Here is a 23,890-nt window from a genome sequence, read left to right as displayed (position 1 = left end):
CGCACAAAGGACGCTGTAACACTTTAAACGGTCGAAATATGCTTTGTTGTAAGAATGGAATAAAAAAGCCGCCGGAAACCGGCGGCTTTTACTGATCCATCTCAGGCTTTAGATCTTGTTCACTTCAGCGCCGCCAGCAGCGCCTTCAGCGGCTCTTCGATGGCCGGACGGATATCGGCGCGTTCGATGGCGAAGGCGGCATTGGCGAGGATGAACCCATCCTTGGCGCCACAGTCGAAGGTCTGGCCCTTGAAGCGATAACCGGCGAAATTCTGTTCCTTTGCCAGCTTCAACATGCCGTCGGTGAGCTGGATTTCATTACCCGCACCGCGCTCCTGTGTTTCCAGGATCGAGAAGATGTCCGGCTGCAGGATATAGCGGCCATTGATGAAATAGTTGGACGGTGCCGTGCCCTTGGCCGGCTTTTCCACCATGCCGGTGATGCGGAAACCGCCATCCAGCTCTTCGCCAACGCCGACAATGCCGTATTTATGCGCCTGATCGGGATCACATTCCTCAACGGCGACGATATTGCCGCCTGCCTTCTCGTAAAGCTCGACCATGCCCTTCATACAGCCTTTTTCACCGCGCATGATCATATCCGGAAGAAGCAAAGCGAAAGGCTCATGCCCGACGATATCGCGGGCGCACCAGACGGCGTGACCGAGACCGAGCGGCTCCTGCTGACGGGTGAAGCTGGCGGAACCGGCCTTGGGCAGAAGATCGTTCAGCAGCGTCAGTTCAGCATTTTTGTTACGCGCCTTCAGCGTCTGTTCCAGCTCGAACTGGATATCGAAATAGTCCTCGATGACTGCCTTGCCGCGCCCCGTGACGAAGACGAAATGTTCGATCCCGGCTTCGGCTGCCTCATCGACGACATACTGGATGACCGGCTTGTCCACCACCGTCAGCATTTCCTTCGGCACCGCCTTGGTTGCCGGGAGGAAACGGGTTCCAAGACCTGCGACGGGGAAAACGGCTTTACGAATCTTCTTTAACTGTCCCACTCATTCCTCCTGGAGGATCATCAAATAACCGCACGAACCTGTGATGCGTGTTTGCGACAACATCATGATGCCATGTCAGGTTCCATGGCCATACGATGTTTTTTCCACAAAGCGCAAGCGAAGCGACAATCAACGGATTACTAAAAAATTGCAAAAGAATTACAGAAAACTTTCAGATTTTGGTAAATTGGTAAAGATTTTGCTGTGACCATGCCCTGAGAAGCCGCCCGCATAGATCCATGCGAGAAGACCTTCAACACAGGACAAGCGTAATGAGCATTCCCCCCATGATCGGCCAGAACAGCAAAACCCTGATGAGGATCGCGTTCCTTTTTCTGATCGGTCTTCTCCCGCTTAAAGCCCATGCCGACAGCGGCTTTCGCAACTGGATCCGGGATTTCTATCCGACAGCGGCAGCAAACGGCATCACCGCCACGACCTATAACCGCGCCTTTGGCCGTGTCACCGAGCCGGACCAGGACGTCTTGCGCAAGGCCGCCTATCAGCCGGAATTCACCACGGAAATCTGGGATTATCTCGATTCGCGCGTCAATCCTTACACGATGAAAAACGGCCGGGAGATGCTGTCGCGCTACAATCGGGTGCTTGGCGCCATCGAAACCCGTTATGGCGTGGACCGCCATATCCTGCTGGCCATCTGGTCGATGGAAAGCAATTACGGCAGCGCGCTGGCCAAGGATGAGCGGATGCATTACGTGCCTCAAGCGCTGGCAACGCTTGCCTATGCTGACCCCAAACGCGCCGCTTACGCCCGCAAACAGCTGATTGCAGCGCTGAAAATCCTGCAGAACGGCGATATTTCCCCGAAAGAGATGATGGGCTCCTGGGCAGGCGCCATGGGCCACACCCAGTTCATACCCTCAAGCTATCTTCTTTATGCCGTCGATGCCGATGGCAATGGCCACAAGGATATCTGGAATTCCATTCCCGACGCATTGGCCACCTCGGCCAATCTTCTGGCGCAGAACGGCTGGCAGACAGGCGAAACCTGGGGCTATGAAATCATCGTCCCGCCGGGCGGCGGCAAATATGCCGGAAAAAGGCTGACGCTTGGCCAATGGAGCAAGCTCGGCTTTCGCCGTGCGAACGGCAAGGCCTTTCCGCGCCCGGGCGACCGGGCGGTGCTGAAACTGCCGGCCGGCGCCAAAGGGCCGGGCTTCCTGATGACATCGAACTTCTTCGTGCTGAAAAAATACAATGCCGCCGACAGTTACGCACTGGCTGTCGGCCTGTTGGCCGACGAGATTGCCGGTTATGGCGGTTTGCAGCAATCCTGGCCGCGCCCGAACGGCGCGCTGGATATCAAGGAAAAATTCGAGCTGCAAAGCCGGATGAAAGCACTCGGTTACTATGACGGCGCCGTCGACGGCAATCTCGGCTCCGGCTCGAAAGCCGCCATCGCCGCCATCCAGAAAAGGCTGGGCATGCAAGACACCGGTGAGCCGACGAAAGACCTGCTCGACGTGCTGAGATTGCATTGAAGGCGTCCCTGACCGCAGGGGTACGGTCAGGGACGAATATTCCTTATCGCGGCAGAACCGAAACGCCCATCAGCGCCTCGTCAATGGCCCGGGCGGCCTGACGGCCTTCGCGGATCGCCCAGACCACCAGCGACTGGCCGCGGCGCACGTCGCCTGCGGCATAGAGCCTGTCCACCGAGGTCCTGTAGTCCTTGTCGTTGGCAACGACATTGGTGGAGCCGCGCCGGTCGGTGTTGAGCGTCAGCTTCTCACCGAGGTCCTGAAGCACGCTGTCCTTGAACGGACCGGAAAAACCGATGGCGATGAAGGCGAGATCGGCCTTGATGATGAATTCCGAACCGGCAATCGGCTGGCGGCGTTCATCGACCTGGCAGCATTTCACCCCGGTCAGCATGCCGTCCTCACCGACAAATTCCAGCGTGCCGACCTGAAATTCGCGGATCGCGCCTTCGGCCTGCGACGAGGAGGTGCGCATTTTCGTTGCCCAGAACGGCCAGATGGCAAGCTTGTCTTCCGTTTCCGGCGGACGCGGGCGGATGTCGAGCTGGGTGACTTTTACCGCCCCCTGACGGAAAGCGGTGCCGACGCAGTCGGAGGCCGTATCACCGCCGCCGACAACGACAACATGCTTGCCACCCGCCAGGATCGGCTCGGACGGCCAGCCATTGCTGTCGATATTTTCCCGGCCGACGCGGCGGTTCTGCTGCACCAGATAGGGCATGGCATCATAAACGCCGGAGAAATCCACGCCGGGAATGCCAGCCTCGCGCGGGGTTTCCGAGCCGCCGCAGTACAGCACGGCGTCGTAATCCTTCAGAAGCGCTTCGACCTTGATATCGACGCCGACATTGACGCCGCAATGGAAGGTCACGCCCTCGCCCTTGATCTGCTCGACGCGGCGATCGATGAAGTTCTTCTCCATCTTGAAATCGGGAATGCCGTAGCGCAAAAGCCCGCCGGGCTTGGTTTCGCGCTCATAGACATGTACCTCGTGACCGGCGCGGCCAAGCTGCTGGGCAGCGGCCAGGCCCGACGGGCCGGAGCCGATGATCGCCACGCGCTTGCCGGTCTTGACGGTGGCCGGCTGCGGCACGATGAAGCCCAGCTCATAGGCCTTGTCGGCAATCGCCTGCTCCACTGTCTTGATGGCGACGGGCATGTCTTCGAGGTTGAGCGTGCAAGCCTCCTCGCAGGGCGCAGGGCAGACGCGGCCGGTGAATTCCGGGAAATTATTGGTGGAATGCAGGTTGCGGATCGCCTCTTCCCACTTGCCGTTATAAACCAGATCGTTCCAGTCGGGGATCTGGTTGTGCACCGGACAGCCGGTCGGACCGTGGCAATAGGGAATGCCACAATCCATGCAGCGCGCCGCCTGCTTGGTCACCTCGGCATCCGACATCGGAATGGTGAATTCGCGGAAATGCCGGATACGGTCCGAAGCAGGCTGATACTTCGCCACCTGCCGGTCGATTTCCATAAAGCCTGTAACCTTGCCCATGTTTTCGTCCTACTCAATGATCCTGCGACTGCACGGTCATAAGGCCGTGCGTGGTCGCGGTCCCGTTCAGCCGGGACCGCGCGGTGGCGAATTATTCGGCGGCAACGCCCATGCGCATCCGTTCCATTTCCTCAAGGGCGCGGCGGTATTCCACCGGCATGACCTTGCGGAATTTCGGACGGTAATCGGCCCAGTTGTCGAGGATCTGCTTTGCCCGGTTCGAGCCCGTGTAATGCAGATGGTTCGACACTAGCTGGTAAAGCCGCTCCTCATCGTGACGGGTCATGTCGTCGGAGACATCGACCAGACCCTTGTGCATCAGGTCGCCACCATGGTGATGCAGCTTTTCCAGCATGTCATCTTCTTCCGGCACCGGCTCCAGCTCGACCATGGCCATGTTGCAGCGCTTGGCGAAATCGCCCGCCTCGTCCAGCACGTAAGCCACGCCACCCGACATGCCGGCGGCAAAGTTGCGGCCGGTTTCACCGAGAACGACGACGACGCCGCCGGTCATGTATTCGCAACCATGATCGCCCACGCCTTCGACAACGGCGACCGCGCCGGAATTGCGCACGGCAAAGCGTTCGCCCGCCACGCCGCGGAAATAGCATTCACCGGAAATGGCCCCGTAAAGCACGGTATTGCCGACGATGATCGAGTTTTCCGCAACGATCCGGGCCTTTTCCGGCGGCCGCACGATGATGCGTCCCCCCGAAAGCCCCTTGCCGACATAGTCATTGCCGTCACCAACGAGATCGAAGGTGATGCCGCGCGCCAGAAACGCACCAAAAGACTGGCCCGCCGTGCCGGTGAGCGTCACATGGATCGTGTCATCCTTCAGCCCCTTGTGGCCGAAACGCTTGGCAAGCTCGCCCGACAGCATCGCGCCTGCCGAACGGTCGACATTCTTGATCTCGACATCGAAGACCACCGGCTGCTTGTTGTCCAGAGCCGGCATCGCCTTTTCGATCAGCTTGCGGTCGAGCACATCCTCGATCGGATGATGCTGGCGCTCGGTCCAGTAGGTCGCCGCATGCGGCGCTTCGACCTTGTGGAAGATGCGCGAGAAATCCAGCCCCTTCGCCTTCCAGTGGGCAAGCATGGCATCCTTTTCCAGAAGCTCGCTCATGCCGATCACCTCGTCGAGCCGGGTAAAGCCCAGCGAAGCAAGGATTTCGCGCACTTCCTCGGCCACGAAGAAGAAGTAGTTGATCACATGTTCCGGCGTGCCCTTGAAGCGCTTGCGCAGAACCGGGTCCTGCGTTGCCACGCCGACCGGGCAGGTGTTGAGATGGCATTTGCGCATCATCACGCAGCCTGCGGCAATAAGCGGTGCAGTGGCAAAGCCGAATTCATCAGCGCCGAGCAGCGCGCCGACAATGACGTCACGACCGGTCTTCAGCCCGCCATCGACCTGAAGCGCCACGCGCGAGCGCAATCCGTTCAAGACCAGCGTCTGCTGGGTTTCGGCAAGGCCGATTTCCCAGGGTGAACCGGCATGTTTCAGCGAGGTGAGCGGCGAAGCACCCGTGCCGCCATCATAGCCGGAGACCGTGATGTGGTCGGCACGCGCCTTGGCGACACCCGCCGCCACCGTGCCGACGCCAACCTCAGACACCAGCTTGACCGAGACATCGGCAGCCGGATTGACATTCTTCAGGTCGTAGATCAGCTGCGCCAGATCCTCGATCGAATAGATGTCGTGATGCGGCGGCGGCGAGATCAGCCCGACGCCCGGCGTCGAATGCCGGGTCTTGGCAATCGTTGCATCGACCTTGTGGCCGGGCAATTGCCCGCCCTCGCCGGGCTTTGCCCCCTGCGCCACCTTGATCTGCAGCATATCGGCATTGACCAGATATTCCGTGGTCACGCCAAAACGGCCGGAGGCCACCTGCTTGATCGCCGACCGTTCCGGATTGGCCGAGCCATCCAGCATCGGCGTATAACGGTCAGCCTCTTCGCCACCCTCGCCGGTGTTCGACTTGCCGCCGATCCGGTTCATGGCAATGGCCAAGGTCGTATGCGCCTCACGGCTGATGGAGCCGAAAGACATGGCTCCGGTGGCAAAGCGCTTGACGATCTCGGAAGCCGGTTCGACCGCATCGAGCGCAACCGGCTGGCGGCCGATCTCGGCTGCCGTCTTGATCTTGAACAAGCCGCGGATGCTGTTCATCCGCAGCGCGGTCTCATTGACCATATCGGCAAATTCGCGGTAGCGCTCGCGGCTGTTGCCGCGCACGGCATGTTGCAGCGAGGCAATCGAATCCGGCGTCCAGGCATGGCTTTCGCCGCGCATGCGGTAAACATATTCGCCGCCGATATCGAGCGTATTGGCCAGGATCGGATCCTTGCCGAAGGCTGCCTGATGGCGCGCCATGGTTTCCTCGGCAATTTCGGCAAGGCCAATGCCTTCGATGGTCGTCGCCGTACCGAAGAAATACTGCTTCACCAGTTCGGACGAGAGACCGACGGCATCGAAAATCTGCGCACCGCAATAGGACTGGTAGGTCGAAATGCCCATCTTGGACATGACCTTGAGAATGCCCTTGCCCACCGCCTTGATGTAACGATAGACGACCTCGTCGGCATCGACCTCCTTGGGGAATTCGCCCTGCTTGTGCATGTCGGTCAGCGTGTCGAAGGCGAGATAGGGGTTGATCGCCTCCGCGCCATAGCCCGCCAGACAGCAGAAATGATGCACTTCGCGCGGCTCGCCTGACTCGACCACCAGACCGACCGAGGTGCGCAGACCCTTGCGGATCAGGTGATGATGCACAGCCGCCGTGGCCAGCAGGGCAGGAATGGCAATGCGGTCCGGGCCGATCTGCCGGTCGGACAGCACGATGATGTTATAGCCGCCGCGCACCGCCGCTTCCGCCCGCTCGCACAGACGGTCGAGCATGTCGGGCATGGCGTCGGCGCCGCGGGCCACATCATAGGTGAAGTCCAGCGTCTTGGTGTCGAAGCGATCTTCCGTATGGCCGATGGAGCGGATCTTTTCCAGATCGCCATTGGTCAGGATCGGCTGACGCACTTCCAGCCGCTTGGCATTGGCCATGCCGTCGTGATCGAGAATGTTCGGGCGCGGACCGATGAAGGAGACGAGGCTCATCACCAGCTCTTCGCGGATCGGATCGATCGGCGGGTTGGTCACCTGGGCGAAATTCTGCTTGAAATAGGTATAAAGCAGCTTCGACTTCATCGACATCGCCGAAATCGGCGTATCGGTGCCCATGGAGCCGATCGCCTCCTGACCGGTGGTGGCCATGGGCGACATCAGCATCTTGGTGTCTTCGGTGGTATAGCCGAAAGCCTGCTGGCGGTCACGCAGCGACACGTCGCGACGCAGCGCCCGCGGCTCCACCGGCTTCAGCTCTTCCAGAATGAGCTGGGTGCGATCCAGCCACTCACGATAGGGATGCTTGGTCGCCAGCGACGACTTCACTTCCTCGTCGGAAATGATGCGGCCCTCGTCCATGTCGATCAGGAGCATCTTGCCCGGCTGCAGACGCCACTTCTTGACGATCTTTTCTTCCGGCACCGGCAGCGTACCGGCCTCGGAGGCCAGAATGACGCGGTTATCGTCGGTGACCAGATAGCGCGCCGGGCGCAGGCCGTTGCGGTCGAGCGTCGCGCCGATCTGGCGGCCATCGGTGAAGCAGACGGCGGCAGGCCCGTCCCACGGCTCCATCAGGGCGGCATGATATTCGTAAAACGCCTTGCGCTCCTTGCCCATCAGCTGGTTGCCTGCCCAGGCTTCCGGAATCAGCATCATCACTGCATGGGCCATGGAATAGCCGCCGCGCTGCAGGAATTCCAGCGCATTGTCGAAACAGGCCGTGTCCGACTGGCCTTCATAGGAAATCGGCCAGAGCTTGGAAATATCCTCGCCGAACAGCGGTGAGGAGACCGAGGCCTGACGCGCCGCCATCCAGTTGACATTGCCGCGCAGCGTGTTGATCTCGCCGTTATGGGCAACCATGCGATAGGGATGCGCCAGCTTCCACGAGGGGAAGGTGTTGGTGGAAAAGCGCTGATGCACCAGCGCCACAGCACTTTCAAAGCGCGGGTCGGACAGATCCTTATAATAGGCCCCCACCTGATAGGCGAGGAACATGCCCTTATAGACAATGGTCGAGGATGACAGCGACACCGGATAGAAGGCCTGGCTTTCCTTGCCGCCGCCCTCTTCATAGATACGGTTGGAAATCACCTTGCGCAGCAGGAACAGGCGACGTTCGAAAGCCTCATGCGTGGCCGCATCGCGGCCCGCACCGATGAAAACCTGAATGTGACGCGGTTCGGTGGCGGCAATCTCCGGCGCCTTGGACAGGGAGGAATTATCGACCGGCACTTCACGATAGCCGAGCAGCGTCTGGCCTTCTTCAAGACAGACGTCCTGAATGACTTTCTTGAAATGCGCAACCTGCTCGTCATCCTGCGGGAAGAAGAAATGGCCGACAGCATATTCGCCTGCCTTGGGCAGGGTCACGCCCTGCTTTGCCATTTCCTCACGGAAGAAGCGGTCCGGGATCTGCACCAGAATGCCCGCGCCATCGCCCATCAGCGGATCGGCGCCGACAGCGCCGCGATGGGTGAGGTTTTCCAGAATGAACAAGCCGTCGCGGACGATCTGATGCGACTTCTCACCCTTCATATGGGCAATGAAGCCGACACCGCAGGCGTCATGCTCGTTCTTCGGATCGTAAAGCCCCTGTGCGTCCGGCAAGCCAGAGGCAAACGGACGCGTCACCTGCCCGGCCTCGGCCGAGTGTTGCACATCGGTATCCCTGGATGGCATCTTGATCGTCATCGCTTCCCTCCTTCTGCTCTGCAAAGATCAACCTAACGCGGCTGTCCCACAGAGATTTGACACTCTGGCGAATAATTCCCCGGCGACACTTTTCAAACAGGTCGCAAAAGCGACCTTTCCGATAAGTTACCTTTCCATCAATTCCTTGTTTGAAAGGCTTTTTTCACTTTCAAAGCCAAAGGAATGCAGGAAGCTTCGAGGTCTTTCTTCCAAATTTATGTCAATATGATTGACCTAATTTCACATACCTTATGACAGAAAGCCTTAAACTGCGCAAGCCATTCCTTGCAAAGGGCAACCGGGATGACGCAAGAAAATATCCCTATTGGCCTCGCGCTCTTTTCATTTGTTACTGAAGCGAAATCTCACAGATCGTCGAGATTGCATCTTATCCGAAAACCGCTTCACACACTCGGGATGCGCTTCTTGTTAGCGCGCATCTTATCCGAAAACCGCTTCACACTTTTCGGGATGCGCTTTAAAACCCGGATCATCATCCATCACCCGAAAGACGGATCTCATGTTTTTTGCCTCGGATAACTGGGCTGGCGCCCATCCCCTGATTGCCGAAAGTCTGGTCAGGGAGGCGTCCGGCTATGCCAGCGCCTATGGAACAAGCGATCTCGACAAACGGATCGAGGAACAGTTCAATGCCATTTTCGAGCGCGAAGTGGCCGTCTTTTTCGTCGGCACCGGCACGGCAGCCAATTCACTGGCGCTGGCCAGCGTCGCCCGCGCCGGCGGTGTTGCCTTCTGCCATTTCGACGCCCATGTGAATGCCGATGAGGGCGGCGCGCCGGAATATCTCAGCCATGCCTCACGACTTTACCCCGTCGAGGGGGAAAACGGCAAGATCGATCCGGGCGCGCTTTTAACCGCCGTCTCCCGCTTCGATACGCCCTCCGTGCATCAGGGCCGCCCCATGGCCGTGACCCTGACCCAGGCGACCGAAGCTGGAACCGTCTATGCGCTCGATGAAATCGAGGCGCTCACGGCCATTGCCCGCGCGCGCAAACTGCCCGTTCACATGGATGGGGCACGCTTTGCCAATGCGCTGGTGGCGCTCGACACCACCCCCGCCGAAATGACCTGGAAACGCGGTGTCGACATTCTTTCTTTCGGCGCGACGAAAAACGGCTGCTGGTGCGCCGAAGCGATCATTTTCTTCAACCCGGCCATGGCCGAGGAAATGCCTTATATCCGCAAGCGCTCGGCCCAGCTCTTTTCCAAGACCCGCTTCATCTCCGCCCAGCTCGACGCCTATCTGAAAGACGATCTCTGGCTGAGCCTTGCGCGCCACGCCAATGGTCTGGCCGACCGGCTGCGCGCCGGGCTGACCAGCAGCAACAGCGCCCGGCTTGCCTGGGACACACAGGCCAATGAGGTCTTCGCCGTGATCGGGAAGAAAACCGCCGCCGAAGCGCTGGCCAAAGGGGCAAAATTCTATGACTGGCTGCCGCCGCGCGAACATCCCGACATGGTCGGCAAGGACGAGACCCTGATCCGCCTCGTCACCAGCTTCGCCACCACCGAAAAGGATGTCGATGATTTTCTTGCCCTGCTGCAGCAACCATGAAAAAGGGCGGCCAAAGCCGCCCTGCATCCATTGCGCGACCACTGGTGCACAATCACCGGCAATCAGGCGACATGCGCCTCGATCGCCTTTGGCGTCTCGGACTGATCGGTGGAGATCGAAATCCGGCGCGGCTTCATCGCTTCGGGAATGTTGCGCAGAAGATCAATATGCAGCAGCCCGTTTTTCAACGAAGCGCTGGTGACCTCGACATGATCAGCCAGCTGGAAGCGACGCTCGAAAGCGCGCTTGGCGATGCCGCGATAGAGAAATTCGCTTTCGCTATTCTGCTCATCCTCGGACTTCTCGCCCTTGATGGCCAAAACATGGGCATGGGCCTCGATGCTAAGCTCACGCTCGTCGAAACCGGCAACGGCCATGGTGATGCGATAGGTATTTTCGCCGGTGCGTTCGATATTATAGGGCGGATAGGTCTGGGCCTGATCCGGCTGGCCGAGACTGTCCAGCATGGTGAACAGACGGTCGAAACCGACGGTGGAACGGTAAAGGGGGGAAAAATCAACGTGACGCATGGTTGTCCTCCAAAGAAGCGACTGTTTGCGAAATTCATGAACACGGGCCCCGTGATCAGGCGGCTTCGGTCCATGTCAGCAGGCCCTGCAGGCGCCTGCCCCCACAAAATGGGAAAGGACGAAAACGAGTTCAAGACCTTTGGTGCGGAAAGCGCAGATGAACGCATGCTGAACGGGGAATTAGGCGACGGTTCATGGCAAGGCCACTAGGCATGAGACGTCAGGCAACTGACGCCTGAAGGTCTATGTCCCTGCATCTTCAGCGCCTTTGGCCGGCTCTTCGGGCAGATTGCCCCGATGACCGGCCTTTCTTTTTTCTGAGTCATACAGCATCGTGCGTTTTAGAGCATATAAGATGCTGTAACGCTTTAAATCTCCTGCATAATTTTCTCCTTAAACCGTTCCGGTTTAAGGACTTATGCAGTAGCAGACACAACACGACATGGTATAAGATTGGCGATTACCCTGCCGCCTCATCCACCATCGCACCCATGGGACCAGACCGCCGCCATGACCGCCATTCTTCATCCCTCGACCGGCAATCCCGTGCCAGAACCGCATCAAAGCGGGTTTTTCACCGGCCATGACGGTGTGCGGCTGCGCTATGCGGTCTTTCCCGCCACCGCTGAGCCGAAAGGGACGGTGGTGCTGGTGCATGGTCGCTCCGAATTCATCGAGAAATATTTTGAAACCATCCGCGACCTGACGGCCCAGGGATTTGCCGTCGCCACCTATGACCTGCGCGGTCAGGGCCTCTCGGACCGGCCGTTAAAAAACCGGCTGCTCGGCCACGTCAACCGCTTTGCCGATTACGAGCGCGACCTTGCCCTTTTCATCGATCAGATCGTGCGGCCCGCCTGTCCGGCACCGCTGCATCTGCTCGGTCATTCCACCGGCGGGCTGATCGTTTTGTCAGCCGCCCCGGCCCTTGTCGGTCGCATCAGCCGCATGGTGCTCTCCGCCCCCTTTGTCGGCCTGCATGGCGAAGCGCTGTCGCAGGGCAAGGTCTTTGCCCTGACCCGCTTTCTGTCCATGATCGGCCTTGGCAGCCTGCCCATGGGCACCTCAGGCAAATCGGCAGAGTTCGCCACCAATCCGCTCACCACCGATGAGGCACGCTATCAGCGCAATACCGGCTTTTTTGCCAGCCTGCCGGATCTGGCGCTTGGCGCGCCGACCGCGCGCTGGCTGTCGGAATGCGGCAAAGCCATTGCCCGGGTGCGGACCCGAAGCCACCTGTCCCTCATCACCATGCCCACACTGCTGATTGCCCCGCAGGAGGATGGTGTCGTGCCCTTCAAGGCGCAACAGACGCTTGTCCGCGATTTTTCCACATGCCGGCTTCTGCCGATCCCCGGCGCGCGCCATGAGGTCTTGCAGGAAAAAGAAGCCCTTCGCCAGCAGGCGCTCAAGGCGATGCTTGACTTCCTGCGGGAGGCTCACGCCTGAAGCAGGGCCAGCGCCTCCTCATGCACGGCGCGCGATCCGGCGGCAATGATCTGGCCGCCGCCCTCCGGCCTGCCGCCATCCCAGGTGGTGACGATGCCGCCCGCCTGCTCGATGATCGGGATCAGCGCGGCGATATCATAGGGTTTCAGCCCGCTTTCGATGACCAGATCGACATAGCCCGCCGCCAGAAGCGCATAGGCATAGCAATCGACACCATAGCGCATCAGCCGCACCCGGTCGCGCACAGCGGCAAAGCGCGGTTTTTCATCCTCGGCAAAAATATCCGGCGAGGTGGTATAAAAGATCGCCTCGGACAGACCGGCACAGGCGCGGGTCGAAATCCGCTTTTGGCCGTCCGGCCCGGAATAGAATGAGCCGGTCGCATCGGCAAAATAGCGCTCGCCGGTAAAGGGCTGGTCCATCATGCCCATCACAGCGCGGCCATGTTCCTGAAAGCCGATCAGCGTACCCCAGGTCGGCAGGCCGGAGATAAAGGCGCGGGTGCCGTCGATCGGGTCGATCACCCACAGGCAATCACGGTTCAGCCCGACATTTTCATGCTCTTCACCGAGAATGCCATGCTCGGGAAACCGTGCCTCGATCAGGCTGCGGATCGCCTGCTCCGCCGCCCGATCCCCTTCGGTCACCGGATCGAAACCGCCTTCAAGCTTGTTGACCACATCAATGCCGACACGAAATCGTGGCAGGGTCTCAGCCCGTGCCGCCGCAGCCAGATCGTCGAAAAATGCCTTGTCCGGATGCATGCGCCTCTCCCTGATGTCATCGGTTTGCTCTGCACACTCCTTATCGCGGGACCGGCCAAAACGGAACCGGCTTTCTCATTGTCAGAGATTTCGCAGCAAAATTGCCCATTCTGTAAGCTTGATTAAAAAATTGCCACATGCCGCTTGACATATGTGCGCTGCACAATATGATGGGGCCACAGTCTTCCGACTGTAAATACCCTCCTTGGGTGTTTCCTCCCTAGACTATAGCCGCGCCGCAAAGCGCGGTTTTTTTTGCAAAAATCTGGGAAATGACCGATCAAGGCAGGGGATTATTCCGCAGCAAGCGCATCGCCGCCAGCAATATCGGCGGCAACGGCGGCCATCAGCTCGATGAACCGGGCAAGCGCATTGGCAAGAAGGGAAAAGTCGGCGCGCTTCTCCAGCGTCGTCTCGTCCACATAGATCGCCCGGTTGATCTCGATCTGCAGCGCGTGCAGGCCACGGGCCGGACGACCGTAATGCTCGGTGATGAAGCCGCCCGCATAGGGCTTGTTGCGCAGCGCGACAAAGCCGAAATCACCAAGAATCTGCATGGCGGCATGGGTCAGGTCGGCTGAAGCGCTGGTACCGTAACGATCGCCGATGATGAAATCCGGCCGCGCCGCGTTACCGGCCACGCGGATCGTGCCTGGCATCGAATGGCAATCGATCAGAATGGCCGTGCCGAAGGCGGCATGGGTGCGGGCCACAAGCCGTCTCAGGCAAGAATGATAGGGTTTATAGACGGTCTCGATGCGCGAAAGCCCCTCTTCCACGCCAAGCCTTGCCTTATAGATTTCCATGTTCTCGGCAACGATGCGCGGAATGGTGCCAAGCCCGCCCGCCACCCGGACCGAATGGCTGTTGACATAGGAGGGCAACAGCCCGGTGAACATGCGCGGATCGAGCTCGTAAGGCTCGCGATTGACATCGACATAGGCGCGCGGAAACCGTGCGTGAAGAAGCGGCGCGCCTTTTTCAGGCGCAGAGGAAAACAGCTCCTCGACGAAATGATCTTCCGAACGACGAATGGACAGGCGATCGAGACGCGATGCGGCAAGAAACTCCTGTGGATAATCGCGGCCACTATGAGGAGAGTTATAGACGAAGGGTATGGTGTGTTCGGCTGGCTCAACGACCGTAAAGAGCTCCCGATCGGCAGGCTGAGACGGCATTGCTCCCCTTCTTTACCAAAACGACATTTCATATTGAAACATATGTTGCCAGTTGGCCCCAGCGAAGTCCATACTGACAAAAAATCACAGGAAGCCAACCCTTTTCACTGCCTGTTTACAGGCTATGGAATATTTGGGAAAGCTGAACATCATCACAACTCGAGCAACAGGCCCATGATTCAAAAAATTCTTCTCGCCGAAGACGACAACGATATGCGCCGCTTTCTGGTTAAAGCACTGGAAAAGGCTGGCTACAAAGTGTCCTCCTATGACAATGGCGCAAGCGCATATGACCGCCTGCGCGAAGAGCCCTTCTCCCTGCTTCTGACCGATATCGTCATGCCGGAAATGGACGGCATCGAACTGGCGCGCCGCGCCAGCGAACTCGATCCGGACCTGAAAATCATGTTCATCACCGGCTTCGCCGCCGTGGCGCTGAATGCCGATTCCAAGGCGCCCAAGGATGCCAAGGTTCTGTCCAAGCCATTCCACCTGCGCGATCTCGTCGATGAGGTCAACAAGCTCCTGGCGGCATAAATCCTTTCTTATCAATCGCATGGCGGTTTCTTGTCACAAAACTGAAAATTCCCATTGACGGAACGAAGGGTTTTGTGGTCTATCCGCCGCCATCGGATGGGCGTGTAGCTCAGCGGGAGAGCACTACGTTGACATCGTAGGGGTCACAAGTTCGATCCTTGTCACGCCCACCATCCGATCCTCTGCATTGGATTTCGGTCCATAAAGCAGCTTGCGCGACAGACGCTTTATTTGATCATCCTCCATTTGCCATTTGCGCTGCACCACCCTAATTTGGTGTCTATGCAGACGCTTATAGACAAAACACACCAGGTGCTGGCCTGGACGCCGGACTGGGCGATTTCACTATGTGTGCTTGCCTTCGCCATCTTCGCGGGCCTCATCATTCACCGCATCGTTTTCAGAATTCTGACGCGGTTGACGGAACATCGCGACCTCTTCTGGCGCTCGCTGGTAAAGCGCACCTTCAGCCCCCTGCGGCTCGCCATTCTGACCTGGACGATTTCTCTTGGCGCCACCACCGCCCCCTTGAGCGATGCGGCAACGGCGCTGTTGCGCCACGCCCTTCTGCTCGGTTTCATCGTGCTCTTGGGCTGGACAGCGCATATTGCCCTGAAAATCTGGGTGATCGTCTATCTGCGCCGGTTCAAGCTCGACGCCGAAGACAATCTTCTTGCCCGCAAACATGTCACCCAGACACGGATCATGGAACGGGTGGCAGTCGGGACGATCATCGCCGTCACCGCCTCGGCGGCGCTGATGTCGTTTGAGGCCGTGCGGCAATATGGCGTCAGCCTTCTTGCCTCCGCCGGTGTCGCCGGTATCGTGCTCGGCCTTGCACTGCAACCGATGCTAAAGAACCTGATCGCCGGCCTGCAACTGGCGATCACCCAGCCGATCCGTATTGACGATGCCCTGATCGTCGAGGGAGAATTTGGCAATGTCGAGGAAATCACCTCGACCTATGTCGTCGTCAAGCTCTGGGACTGGCGGCGACTGGTGCTGCCGCTCAATTACTTCATTGAAAAACCTTTTCAGAACTGGACGCGGGAAAGCTCGACCCTGATCGGCACGGTCATGGTCTATGTGGATTATTCCATCCCGGTCGCCATTTTGCGCCAGAAAGCCGAAGAGATTGTCAAGGCTGCGCCGCTGTGGGATGGCCAGGTCTTCAACCTTGCCGTAACCGATCTCAAAGACCGGGTTATGGAAATCCGTATCCTCGCCTCCGCCGCCAATGCCGGAAAGGCCTTCGATCTGCGCTGTTACATCCGTGAGCACCTGATCGATTTCATCCAGACGGACTATCCGCACGCCCTGCCCCGGCTCAGGATCGAGGAACCCGTCCCGCTCACACGGGCGCAGACCATGGCATCACCAGCCCGCAGCGACACCAACGGTCGCACTGGCCCTCAGGAAGAGATAGCCACCTGACATAGCCAACCGACCGGGCACAGTTCAAAGCAAAATCGAGACATATTGGACCGTTCTATTTTGACTGGATGTCATTGCGTGGGTTTTTCGAGAGAATCGACTGTGCAACAGTCATCATTTTAGTGGATTATGTCTGAAATTCGTGCAGCAGATAGACAAGCATCAAAGTATCATGCCTTGATGGATGCTGGCACATAGCCTACCAATGCTTCAATCAGATCGCGCGCCGATGAAAGGACCCGACCATGACTGCTCGCATCCTCCCCGTTATCATGGCCGGCGGCAAGGGCACGCGGCTCTGGCCCTTGTCACGCGCCACCGCCGCCAAGCAGTTTCTGAAAGTCGTGGGCGAGGAAACCCTGTTTCAGGATACGCTGAAGCGCGTGAGCGATGCCAGTCTCTATGAAGCACCGCTGGTGGTGACCAATGAAGAGTTTCGCTTTCTCGTCGCCGAACAGGCCCGCGAAATCGGAGCGGACCTGTCCGGCATCGTGCTGGAACCGATGGCCCGCAACACCGCCGCCGCCGTTGCCGTTGCCGCGCGAGTCGCCGCCGACCGTTTCGGCGAGGACATGCTGATCCTGCTGTTGCCATCCGATCATGCCATTACCGTGGATGAGGCCTATCAGACCGCGATTGCCAATGCCGCCATCGCCGCCCGCACCGGCAAGCTGGTGACCTTCGGCATCACCCCAAGCGAACCGGCGACCGGCTACGGTTATATCGAACTGGGGGACGATCTTGGTCACGGCGCCAACGCCGTCAGCCGTTTTGTCGAAAAACCGGATGCGGAAAAGGCCAAGGCGCTGCTTGCCGCCGGAAATTACTACTGGAATTCCGGCATGTTTCTGTTTGCTGCCGGAAAGATCATCGCCGAACTCGAGCGCCATGCGCCGGACGTGATGGCAGCTGCCACGGCAGCGGTGAAAAAATCGACCCGCGACATCGACTTCATCCGCCTGGATGCGGACGCCTTTGCCACTGCGCCGTCCATCTCTGTGGATTATGCGGTGATGGAAAAAACCAACATTGCCGCCATCGTGCCCGCCCCCATCCAGTGGTCCGATCTTGGCAGCTGGGATGCGGTTTGGAAAATCGGCGCCGCCGATCAGCAAGGCAATGTCGTCAGCGGCAACGCCACGGTGCATGACACGAAAAACTCGCTGGTCATGTCGCGGCACAGCCATCTGGCCGTACAGGGGCTGGACGGCGTGGCGGTGATTGCCTCGGAAGATGCCGTCTTTGTCGGTCGCCTCGACAATGCCCAGGCGGTCGGCGCGCTGGTCAAGCAGCTTGCCGCCGATAAAAAGACGGCGAACCTCACCGAAACCCACCCGACCTCGCTGCGGCCCTGGGGCGGCTATACCTCCATCCTCAATGGTGACCGGTTTCAGGTAAAGCGGCTTTTCGTCCATTCGGGCAAGAAATTGTCTTTGCAGAAGCACTTCCACCGCTCCGAACACTGGATCTGCGTCAAGGGCACGGCGGAAGTCACCATCGACGACAAGGTGACGATCCTGCATGAAAACCAGTCAATCTATATTCCGCAAGGCGCGGTGCACCGGCTCGGCAATCCCGGCAAGATCCTTCTGGAGATGATCGAAATCCAGACCGGCTCCTATCTCGGCGAGGACGACATCGTCCGTCTTGTGGATGAATTCGGCCGCGCCTGAGACGATTTCAACGGGTTATGTCCGCCGCTGCGTCATCCTCGCGTGAAGCCTCAGGATGACGAGGCGCGGCACAGACCGAAATCGCCGGCCCCCGCCTTGCTTTTCCCGATTGCATTGCACAAGATCACCCTCACACCACAATAAGATCATGTCCGGACAACCGGATGAGGGGTTCCATGGCAATCAAGGCAAGCATTTATCATCTCACCCATTACATTTATGACAAGCCGGTCCGCCTTGGACCCCAGATCATCCGCCTGAAGCCCGCCCCGCATTCACGCACCAAGGTTCTGTCCCACGCGCTGAAGGTTTCCCCCGCCAATCATTTCGTCAATCTGCAACAGGACCCTTACGGCAATTATCTCGCCCGCTTCGTTTTTCCCGAGCCCGTGCGCGAACTGAAGATCGAGGTCGATCTCATCGCCGACATGACGGTCTATAACCCGTTCGACTTCTTCACCGAGGAAGAGGCGGTGAAGTGGCCGTTCAGCTACAGCGCCGATATTGCCGAGGATCTGGCGATCTACAAAAAGCCCGAGCCGGACTGCCCCCGTGTCGATGCCTATATGAAAACCATCGACCAGACGCCCGGTCAGGGCACGGTGGATATGATTGTCGGCATCAATGCGAAATTGCAGCAGGACATCGGCTATGTCATCCGCATGGAGCCGGGCGTGCAGACGCCGGACGAGACGCTGGAACGGGCCAAGGGCTCCTGCCGCGACACCAGCTGGCTGCTCGTCAACATCCTGCGCCGTCTGGGCTTTGCCGCCCGTTTCGTCTCCGGCTATCTCATCCAGCTGACGCCGGATCTGAAGGCACTGGACGGACCGTCTGGAACCGAGGTGGATTTCACCGATCTTCATGCCTGGGCGGAATGCTATATTCCCGGAGCAGGCTGGATCGGCCTCGATCCAACGTCGGGGCTTTTGACCGGCGAAAGCCATATTCCGCTGGCCGCCACACCGCATTACCGCAATGCCGCGCCGATTTCCGGCGGTTTCTTTGGCGAGGCCAAGACCGACTTCGCCTTTGACATGCAGGTGAAGCGGGTTGCCGAACATCCGCGTATCACCAAGCCCTTTTCCGAGGAAAGCTGGGAGACGCTGAATGCGCTCGGCGAAAAAGTCGATGCCGAATTGCGCGCCGGCGACGTGCGCCTCACCATGGGCGGTGAACCAACCTTCGTCTCCATCGACGATTTCCAGTCCGAGGAATGGAACACCGCCGCCGTCGGTCCGACCAAGCGTGCCAAGGCCGATCTGCTGATCCGCCGCCTGCGGCAGCGTTTCGCACCGGGCGGTTTCCTGCATTACGGCCAGGGCAAGTGGTATCCCGGCGAAAGCCTGCCACGCTGGACCTTTTCGCTCTATTGGCGGCGCGACGGTCTGCCGGTCTGGCAGAACCCCGAACTGGTGGCGCTGGAAGACAAAAACTACCAGGTCACCCACGAGGATGCAGCCAAACTGTTGCAGGCCATCGCCGTCGAGCTCGATATTGCCCCCACCCATGTCATGCCCGCTTATGAAGATCCGGCGGAATGGCTTATCAAGGAAGCCAATCTGCCGGAAAATGTCGATCCGGCCAATTCAAAGCTCAAGGACCCGGAAGAGCGCAGCCGCATCGCCAAGGTCTTTTCCAATGGTCTGACGACACCGGCGGGCTATGTGCTGCCGGTTCAGGCATGGCAGGCACGGGTTTCGGGCCGCACCTGGGTGAGCGAAGTCTGGAGCACACGGCGCGGGCGTCTTTATCTGGTTCCCGGCGACAGCCCGGTCGGTTTCCGTCTGCCGCTGAATACGCTGCCTTATGTACCGCCGGCCTGGTATCCCTATATCAATCCCGCCGACCCCACGGTGGAAAAGCCGCCTTTGCCGGATTTCTCGACCGAAAAAGGCCGTATCCTGCCGGAACATTCCTTCCAGGCGGACATCGCTCAACAGAACCGCATGCCGCAATCCTACGAGGAAATCGGCGGCCGGGTGCGCACCGCGATTTCGGTGGAAGCGCGCAACGGACGGCTCTGCGTCTTCATGCCGCCGACAGCGACGCTGGAGGATTATCTCGATCTGCTCGCCTCCGCCGAACGTGCCGCAACAGCACTGTCACTGCCGATCCACATCGAAGGCTATACGCCGCCGCAGGACGAGCGGCTGAATGTCATTCGCGTCGCCCCCGATCCGGGCGTGATCGAGGTGAATATCCACCCGGCCTACCACTGGCAGGACTGCGTCGACATCACCACCGCGATCTATGAGGAAGCCCGCCAGACACGGCTCGGGGCCGACAAGTTCATGATCGATGGCCGCCATACCGGCACCGGCGGCGGCAACCATGTCGTGGTCGGGGGCGCAAACCCCAATGACAGCCCCTTCCTGCGCCGCCCGGACCTGTTAAAGAGTCTGGTGCTGCACTGGCAGCGTCATCCTTCGCTCTCCTATCTGTTTTCCGGCCTGTTCATCGGCCCGACCAGTCAGGCGCCGCGCATCGACGAAGCCCGCCATGACAGTCTCTATGAGCTGGAAATCGCCATGGCGCAGATCCCGCTGCCCGGTCAGGGCGCGCTGCCGCCCCTGCCCTGGCTGGTGGACAGGCTGTTCCGCAATCTTCTCGTCGATGTCACCGGCAATACCCATCGTTCGGAAATCTGCATTGACAAGCTGTTTTCGCCGGACGGGCCAACCGGAAGGCTCGGTCTCGTCGAATTCCGCGGCTTCGAAATGCCGCCGAATGCCCGCATGTCGCTTGCCCAGCAACTGCTGATCCGGGCGCTGATCGCCCGCTTCTGGAAAAACCCGATCACCGGCAATTTCGTCCGCTGGGGTACGGCGCTGCATGACCGCTTCATGCTGCCAAATTATGTCTGGCAGGATTTTCTTGAGGTGCTTTCTGACCTCAGGGATCACGGCTTCGACTTCAAGCCGGAATGGTTTTCAGCTCAGCTCGAATTCCGCTTCCCCTTCTTCGGCGAAGTGGAATACGAAGGCTCGAAGCTGGAGCTGAGGCAGGCGCTGGAGCCTTGGCATGTCATGGGCGAACAGGGCGCTGCCGGCGGCACGGTGCGTTATGTGGACTCCTCCGTCGAGCGGCTTCAGGTCAAACTCGACACCGGCAATCCGGACCGTTACGTCGTCGCCTGCAACGGGCGACAGGTGCCTTTGGCGAAAACCGGCGTCAATGGCGTTGCCGTAGGGGGTGTGCGCTACAAAGCCTGGCAGCCTGCCTCCGGCCTGCATCCGGTGCTGCCTGTCAATACACCGCTAATATTCGACGTATATGATCGATGGACAGGCCGCGCGATTGGCGGTTGTATCTATCATGTCGCCCATCCCGGTGGGCGCAATTACGATACATTCCCTGTGAATGGCAATGAAGCGGAAGCCCGGCGGCTTGCGCGGTTCGAGCCCTTTGGCCATACAGCCGGGGCCTACACGCTCTGGCCGGAAACCGTGTCGCCCGAATGCCCGCATACGCTGGATCTGCGCCGCCCGCAAGGATTGTAAGACGAAATGACGACACGCCAGACGGCAGACACGATCGTTCCAACCGCAGCACCTGCACCGGCGCTGGGGGAGGACTATCGTGCCCTGCCCGGCATTGCCGACGAAATGCTCGATGCGGAAGGCCACATTCGTCCGGTCTGGCAGAGTTTCGTGACCGCCATCAACCATATGGGACCGGAAGAGCTGCACGAGCGCTTCGCCCGTGCCGACCGCTATCTGCGCGATGCCGGCGTGTTTTACCGTGCCTATGACGGGGCTGTCAGTTCCTCGGAAAGGGCATGGCCCTTTTCCCATATTCCGGTGCTGATTTCCGATGCCGAGTGGCAGGTTCTCTCCGACGGGCTGGTGCAGCGGGCAGAGCTGCTCGAACAGGTTGTCGCCGACATCTACAGCGACAACCGGCTGGTGCGCGAAGGCTATCTGCCGCCGCAGCTCATTGCCGCCAATGGCGAATTCCTGCGACCTCTTGTCGGTGTCAAACCGGCGGGCGGCCATTATCTGCATTTCTGCGCCTTCGAGATCGGCCGTGGACCGGACGGCAACTGGTGGGTGCTGGCCGACCGCACCCAGGCGCCCTCCGGCGCGGGCTTTGCGCTGGAAAACCGGGTGGCGACGGCACGCGCCTTTTCCGACATCTATGCCGAAACCCATGTGCATCGGCTGGCCTCGTTTTTCGGCGCATTCCGCGATGCGCTTCAGGGCCACAAACTTTCGGCGGACGACCGCATCGCCGTGCTGACCCCCGGCCCCGCCAATGAAACCTATTATGAGCACGCCTATATTGCCCGCTATCTCGGCATCATGCTGCTGGAGGGCGAGGATCTGACGGTGATGAACGGCAAGGTCATGGTGCGCACCGTAGCCGGGCTGAAACCCATCAGCGTCTTGTGGCGCAGGCTGGATGCGGCTTTCGCCGACCCGCTCGAACTCAACCAGATGAGCCATATCGGCACGCCGGGCATGGTGCAGGCGCTGCGGGACGGCTCTGTCACCTTCGTCAATGCGCTTGGCTCCGGCATTCTCGAAACCCGCGCCTTTCTCGCCTTTCTGCCCTCGCTCTGTCGCCATCTTCTGGGAGAAGAGCTGAAACTGCCGTCGATCGCCACCTGGTGGTGCGGCCAGAAAGCCGAGCGCGAGCATGTTGCCCGCCATATCGAAAAAATGGTCATCGGCCCGGCCTATTCGCGCCAGCCGTTTTTCGACGACAATCGCGAATCCGTGCTGGGCGCCAGTCTGCGGGCCACGGCCCAGCAGATCATCACCGGCTGGCTGGAAAGCGACGGACTGAAACTTGTCGGACAGGAAGCGGTGACATTGTCAACCACGCCCGCCATGGTCGATGGCCGACTGAAACCAAGACCGATGAGCCTTCGCGTTTTTGCCGCACGCACCAGGGATGGCTGGCAGATCATGCCCGGCGGTTTCGGTCGCATCGGCTCCGGCACGGATGCCACCGCCATTGCCATGCAGGCGGGCGGTTCGGCGGCGGATGTATGGATTGTGTCTGAAAAACCGGTCGAGCGGGTCAGCCTGCTGCCCGCCGAGGAACAGTTTACCCGCAATCTGCCAGGCAGCCTGCCGAGCCGGGCCGCCGACAATCTCTTCTGGCTGGGCCGCTATATCGAGCGCGCGGAAGGCGCGCTCAGAATCCTGCGCGCCTGGCACGCCCGTTTCGCCGAGACAGCAGACCGCAAACAGCCGCTTCTCGCCTTTGTCAGCCAATATCTCGAAGCACTTGACATCGAAACCGCTCAAGGCGTGCCGGACAGCCTGATCGCCAACATCAACAGCGCCGTCTATTCCGCCTCCAATATCCGCGACCGTTTCTCTCCCGATGGCTGGCTGGCCCTCAACGATCTCGCCAAGACTGCCCGTCGTTTTCATGAAAAAGTGCGCCCCGGCGACGATGCAGCCCATGCCATGACGGTGCTGTTGCGCAAGCTGGCAGGTTTTGCCGGTCTGGTGCATGAAAACATGTATCGCTTCACCGGCTGGCGATTTCTGACGATCGGCCGGACGCTGGAGCGCGGTCTACACATGACGCGGCTTCTCGGCCACATGACCGCACCGCAAACGCCGGACGGGGCGCTCGACATGCTGCTCGAAATCGGTGACAGCGTCATGACCCACCGGCGACGCTATAATGTCAACACCGCTTATCTGACCGTGACTGATCTTCTGGCGCTCGATCCGCTCAATCCGCGTTCGATCCTGTTCCAGCTCAATGAAATTCACGCCGAGGTGGCGGAATTGCCCAATGCCCACACCAATGGCCAGATGTCCAGGCTTTTGCGCGAAACCACGAAAGTCCAGGCCAGTGTGGCGGTCATGACCCCTGATCTGTTGACGCCTGAGGTGTTTCAGACACTCGAGCGCGAGCTTGAAACTCTGTCCGATCTTCTCGCCCAGACCTACCTCGGATAGCA

The 23,890-nt window shown here is 59.5% G+C and carries 14 protein-coding genes and 1 tRNA gene; 9 read left to right on the top strand and 6 right to left on the bottom strand.

Features of this window, described 5'->3' with window-relative positions; genetic code table 11:
* Window positions 1-119: 119 nt before the first annotated feature.
* On the bottom strand, window positions 120-1,007 hold the full coding sequence (gene galU, locus NAC44_RS00735) for a UTP--glucose-1-phosphate uridylyltransferase GalU (protein WP_250936881.1): 888 nt from the start codon (window positions 1,005-1,007) through the stop codon (window positions 120-122).
* Between the two features lie 290 nt (window positions 1,008-1,297).
* Between galU and NAC44_RS00730 the strand changes: the two genes are divergently transcribed.
* Window positions 1,298-2,509 (top strand): lytic murein transglycosylase, encoded by a 1,212-nt coding sequence (locus tag NAC44_RS00730; protein ID WP_420839848.1) that lies wholly within the window; start codon window positions 1,298-1,300, stop codon window positions 2,507-2,509.
* Between the two features lie 43 nt (window positions 2,510-2,552).
* On the opposite strand, the gene NAC44_RS00725 is transcribed toward NAC44_RS00730, so the two are convergent.
* Both NAC44_RS00725 and gltB read right to left on the bottom strand, forming a co-directional pair.
* Window positions 2,553-4,007: a glutamate synthase subunit beta gene (locus tag NAC44_RS00725; RefSeq protein ID WP_250936874.1), complete on the bottom strand. Its 1,455-nt coding sequence runs from the start codon at window positions 4,005-4,007 to the stop codon at window positions 2,553-2,555.
* A 91-nt stretch (window positions 4,008-4,098) separates the two neighbouring features.
* Window positions 4,099-8,808 carry a glutamate synthase large subunit gene (gene gltB, locus NAC44_RS00720; RefSeq protein WP_420839847.1) on the bottom strand — a complete coding sequence of 1,570 codons (4,710 nt, stop codon included), beginning with the start codon at window positions 8,806-8,808 and terminating at the stop codon, window positions 4,099-4,101.
* A 532-nt stretch (window positions 8,809-9,340) separates the two neighbouring features.
* Between gltB and NAC44_RS00715 the strand changes: the two genes are divergently transcribed.
* The gene (locus tag NAC44_RS00715; protein ID WP_250936870.1) at window positions 9,341-10,396 is read left to right on the top strand and encodes a threonine aldolase family protein; all 1,056 of its coding nucleotides are present in this window, start codon (window positions 9,341-9,343) and stop codon (window positions 10,394-10,396) included.
* 62 nt (window positions 10,397-10,458) lie between these two features.
* On the opposite strand, the gene NAC44_RS00710 is transcribed toward NAC44_RS00715, so the two are convergent.
* Complete coding sequence (locus tag NAC44_RS00710) at window positions 10,459-10,926, bottom strand: Hsp20 family protein (RefSeq protein ID WP_250936869.1); 468 nt, start codon at window positions 10,924-10,926, stop codon at window positions 10,459-10,461.
* A gap of 510 nt (window positions 10,927-11,436) precedes the next feature.
* Between NAC44_RS00710 and NAC44_RS00705 the strand changes: the two genes are divergently transcribed.
* Complete coding sequence (locus NAC44_RS00705) at window positions 11,437-12,375, top strand: alpha/beta hydrolase (protein WP_250936868.1); 939 nt, start codon at window positions 11,437-11,439, stop codon at window positions 12,373-12,375.
* Here NAC44_RS00705 and hisN read toward each other — a convergent pair.
* The gene (hisN, locus tag NAC44_RS00700) at window positions 12,366-13,139 is read right to left on the bottom strand and encodes a histidinol-phosphatase (RefSeq protein WP_250936867.1); all 774 of its coding nucleotides are present in this window, start codon (window positions 13,137-13,139) and stop codon (window positions 12,366-12,368) included. The two genes, NAC44_RS00705 and hisN, sit on opposite strands and share 10 nt — an antisense overlap.
* Window positions 13,140-13,432: 293 nt before the next feature.
* Entirely contained in the window at window positions 13,433-14,317 is an 885-nt protein-coding gene (locus NAC44_RS00695; RefSeq protein WP_250936861.1) for an N-formylglutamate amidohydrolase, read from the bottom strand.
* A gap of 174 nt (window positions 14,318-14,491) precedes the next feature.
* Here NAC44_RS00695 and cpdR point away from each other — a divergent pair, with 174 nt between their 5' ends.
* The 6 genes from cpdR (at window position 14,492) to NAC44_RS00665 (ending at window position 23,888) form a co-directional block, all read left to right on the top strand.
* Window positions 14,492-14,854, top strand: a complete 363-nt coding sequence (cpdR, locus tag NAC44_RS00690; protein ID WP_250936859.1) for a cell cycle two-component system response regulator CpdR — start codon at window positions 14,492-14,494, stop codon at window positions 14,852-14,854.
* A gap of 98 nt (window positions 14,855-14,952) precedes the next feature.
* A tRNA-Val gene (locus NAC44_RS00685) sits at window positions 14,953-15,027 on the top strand.
* 139 nt (window positions 15,028-15,166) lie between these two features.
* Window positions 15,167-16,288: a mechanosensitive ion channel family protein gene (locus NAC44_RS00680; protein WP_250936858.1), complete on the top strand. Its 1,122-nt coding sequence runs from the start codon at window positions 15,167-15,169 to the stop codon at window positions 16,286-16,288.
* 245 nt (window positions 16,289-16,533) lie between these two features.
* Complete coding sequence (locus NAC44_RS00675; RefSeq protein WP_250936857.1) at window positions 16,534-17,961, top strand: mannose-1-phosphate guanylyltransferase/mannose-6-phosphate isomerase; 1,428 nt, start codon at window positions 16,534-16,536, stop codon at window positions 17,959-17,961.
* Window positions 17,962-18,137: 176 nt separating this feature from the next.
* Complete coding sequence (locus NAC44_RS00670; RefSeq protein ID WP_250936855.1) at window positions 18,138-21,464, top strand: transglutaminase family protein; 3,327 nt, start codon at window positions 18,138-18,140, stop codon at window positions 21,462-21,464.
* Between the two features lie 33 nt (window positions 21,465-21,497).
* Window positions 21,498-23,888: a circularly permuted type 2 ATP-grasp protein gene (locus NAC44_RS00665; protein WP_420839846.1), complete on the top strand. Its 2,391-nt coding sequence runs from the start codon at window positions 21,498-21,500 to the stop codon at window positions 23,886-23,888.
* The last annotated feature ends 2 nt before the right edge of the window (window positions 23,889-23,890 follow it).

It is taken from the genome of Allorhizobium sonneratiae (assembly GCF_023700755.1).
Classification (GTDB): Bacteria; Pseudomonadota; Alphaproteobacteria; order Rhizobiales; family Rhizobiaceae; genus Allorhizobium; species Allorhizobium sonneratiae.
This window is presented reverse-complemented; position numbering and strand designations above follow the sequence as displayed.

Bases quoted from the DNA above. Each gene is read 5' to 3' on its own strand.
- NAC44_RS00705 (WP_250936868.1), top strand. From the start codon at position 11,437: ATGACCGCCATTCTTCATCCCTCGACCGGCAATCCCGTGCCAGAACCG.
- NAC44_RS00670 (WP_250936855.1), top strand. From the start codon at position 18,138: ATGGCAATCAAGGCAAGCATTTATCATCTCACCCATTACATTTATGAC.
- cpdR (WP_250936859.1), top strand. From the start codon at position 14,492: ATGATTCAAAAAATTCTTCTCGCCGAAGACGACAACGATATGCGCCGC.
- NAC44_RS00675 (WP_250936857.1), top strand. From the start codon at position 16,534: ATGACTGCTCGCATCCTCCCCGTTATCATGGCCGGCGGCAAGGGCACG.
- NAC44_RS00715 (WP_250936870.1), top strand. From the start codon at position 9,341: ATGTTTTTTGCCTCGGATAACTGGGCTGGCGCCCATCCCCTGATTGCC.
- NAC44_RS00725 (WP_250936874.1), bottom strand. From the start codon at position 4,007: ATGGGCAAGGTTACAGGCTTTATGGAAATCGACCGGCAGGTGGCGAAG.
- hisN (WP_250936867.1), bottom strand. From the start codon at position 13,139: ATGCATCCGGACAAGGCATTTTTCGACGATCTGGCTGCGGCGGCACGG.
- NAC44_RS00695 (WP_250936861.1), bottom strand. From the start codon at position 14,317: ATGCCGTCTCAGCCTGCCGATCGGGAGCTCTTTACGGTCGTTGAGCCA.
- gltB (WP_420839847.1), bottom strand. From the start codon at position 8,808: ATGCCATCCAGGGATACCGATGTGCAACACTCGGCCGAGGCCGGGCAG.
- NAC44_RS00710 (WP_250936869.1), bottom strand. From the start codon at position 10,926: ATGCGTCACGTTGATTTTTCCCCCCTTTACCGTTCCACCGTCGGTTTC.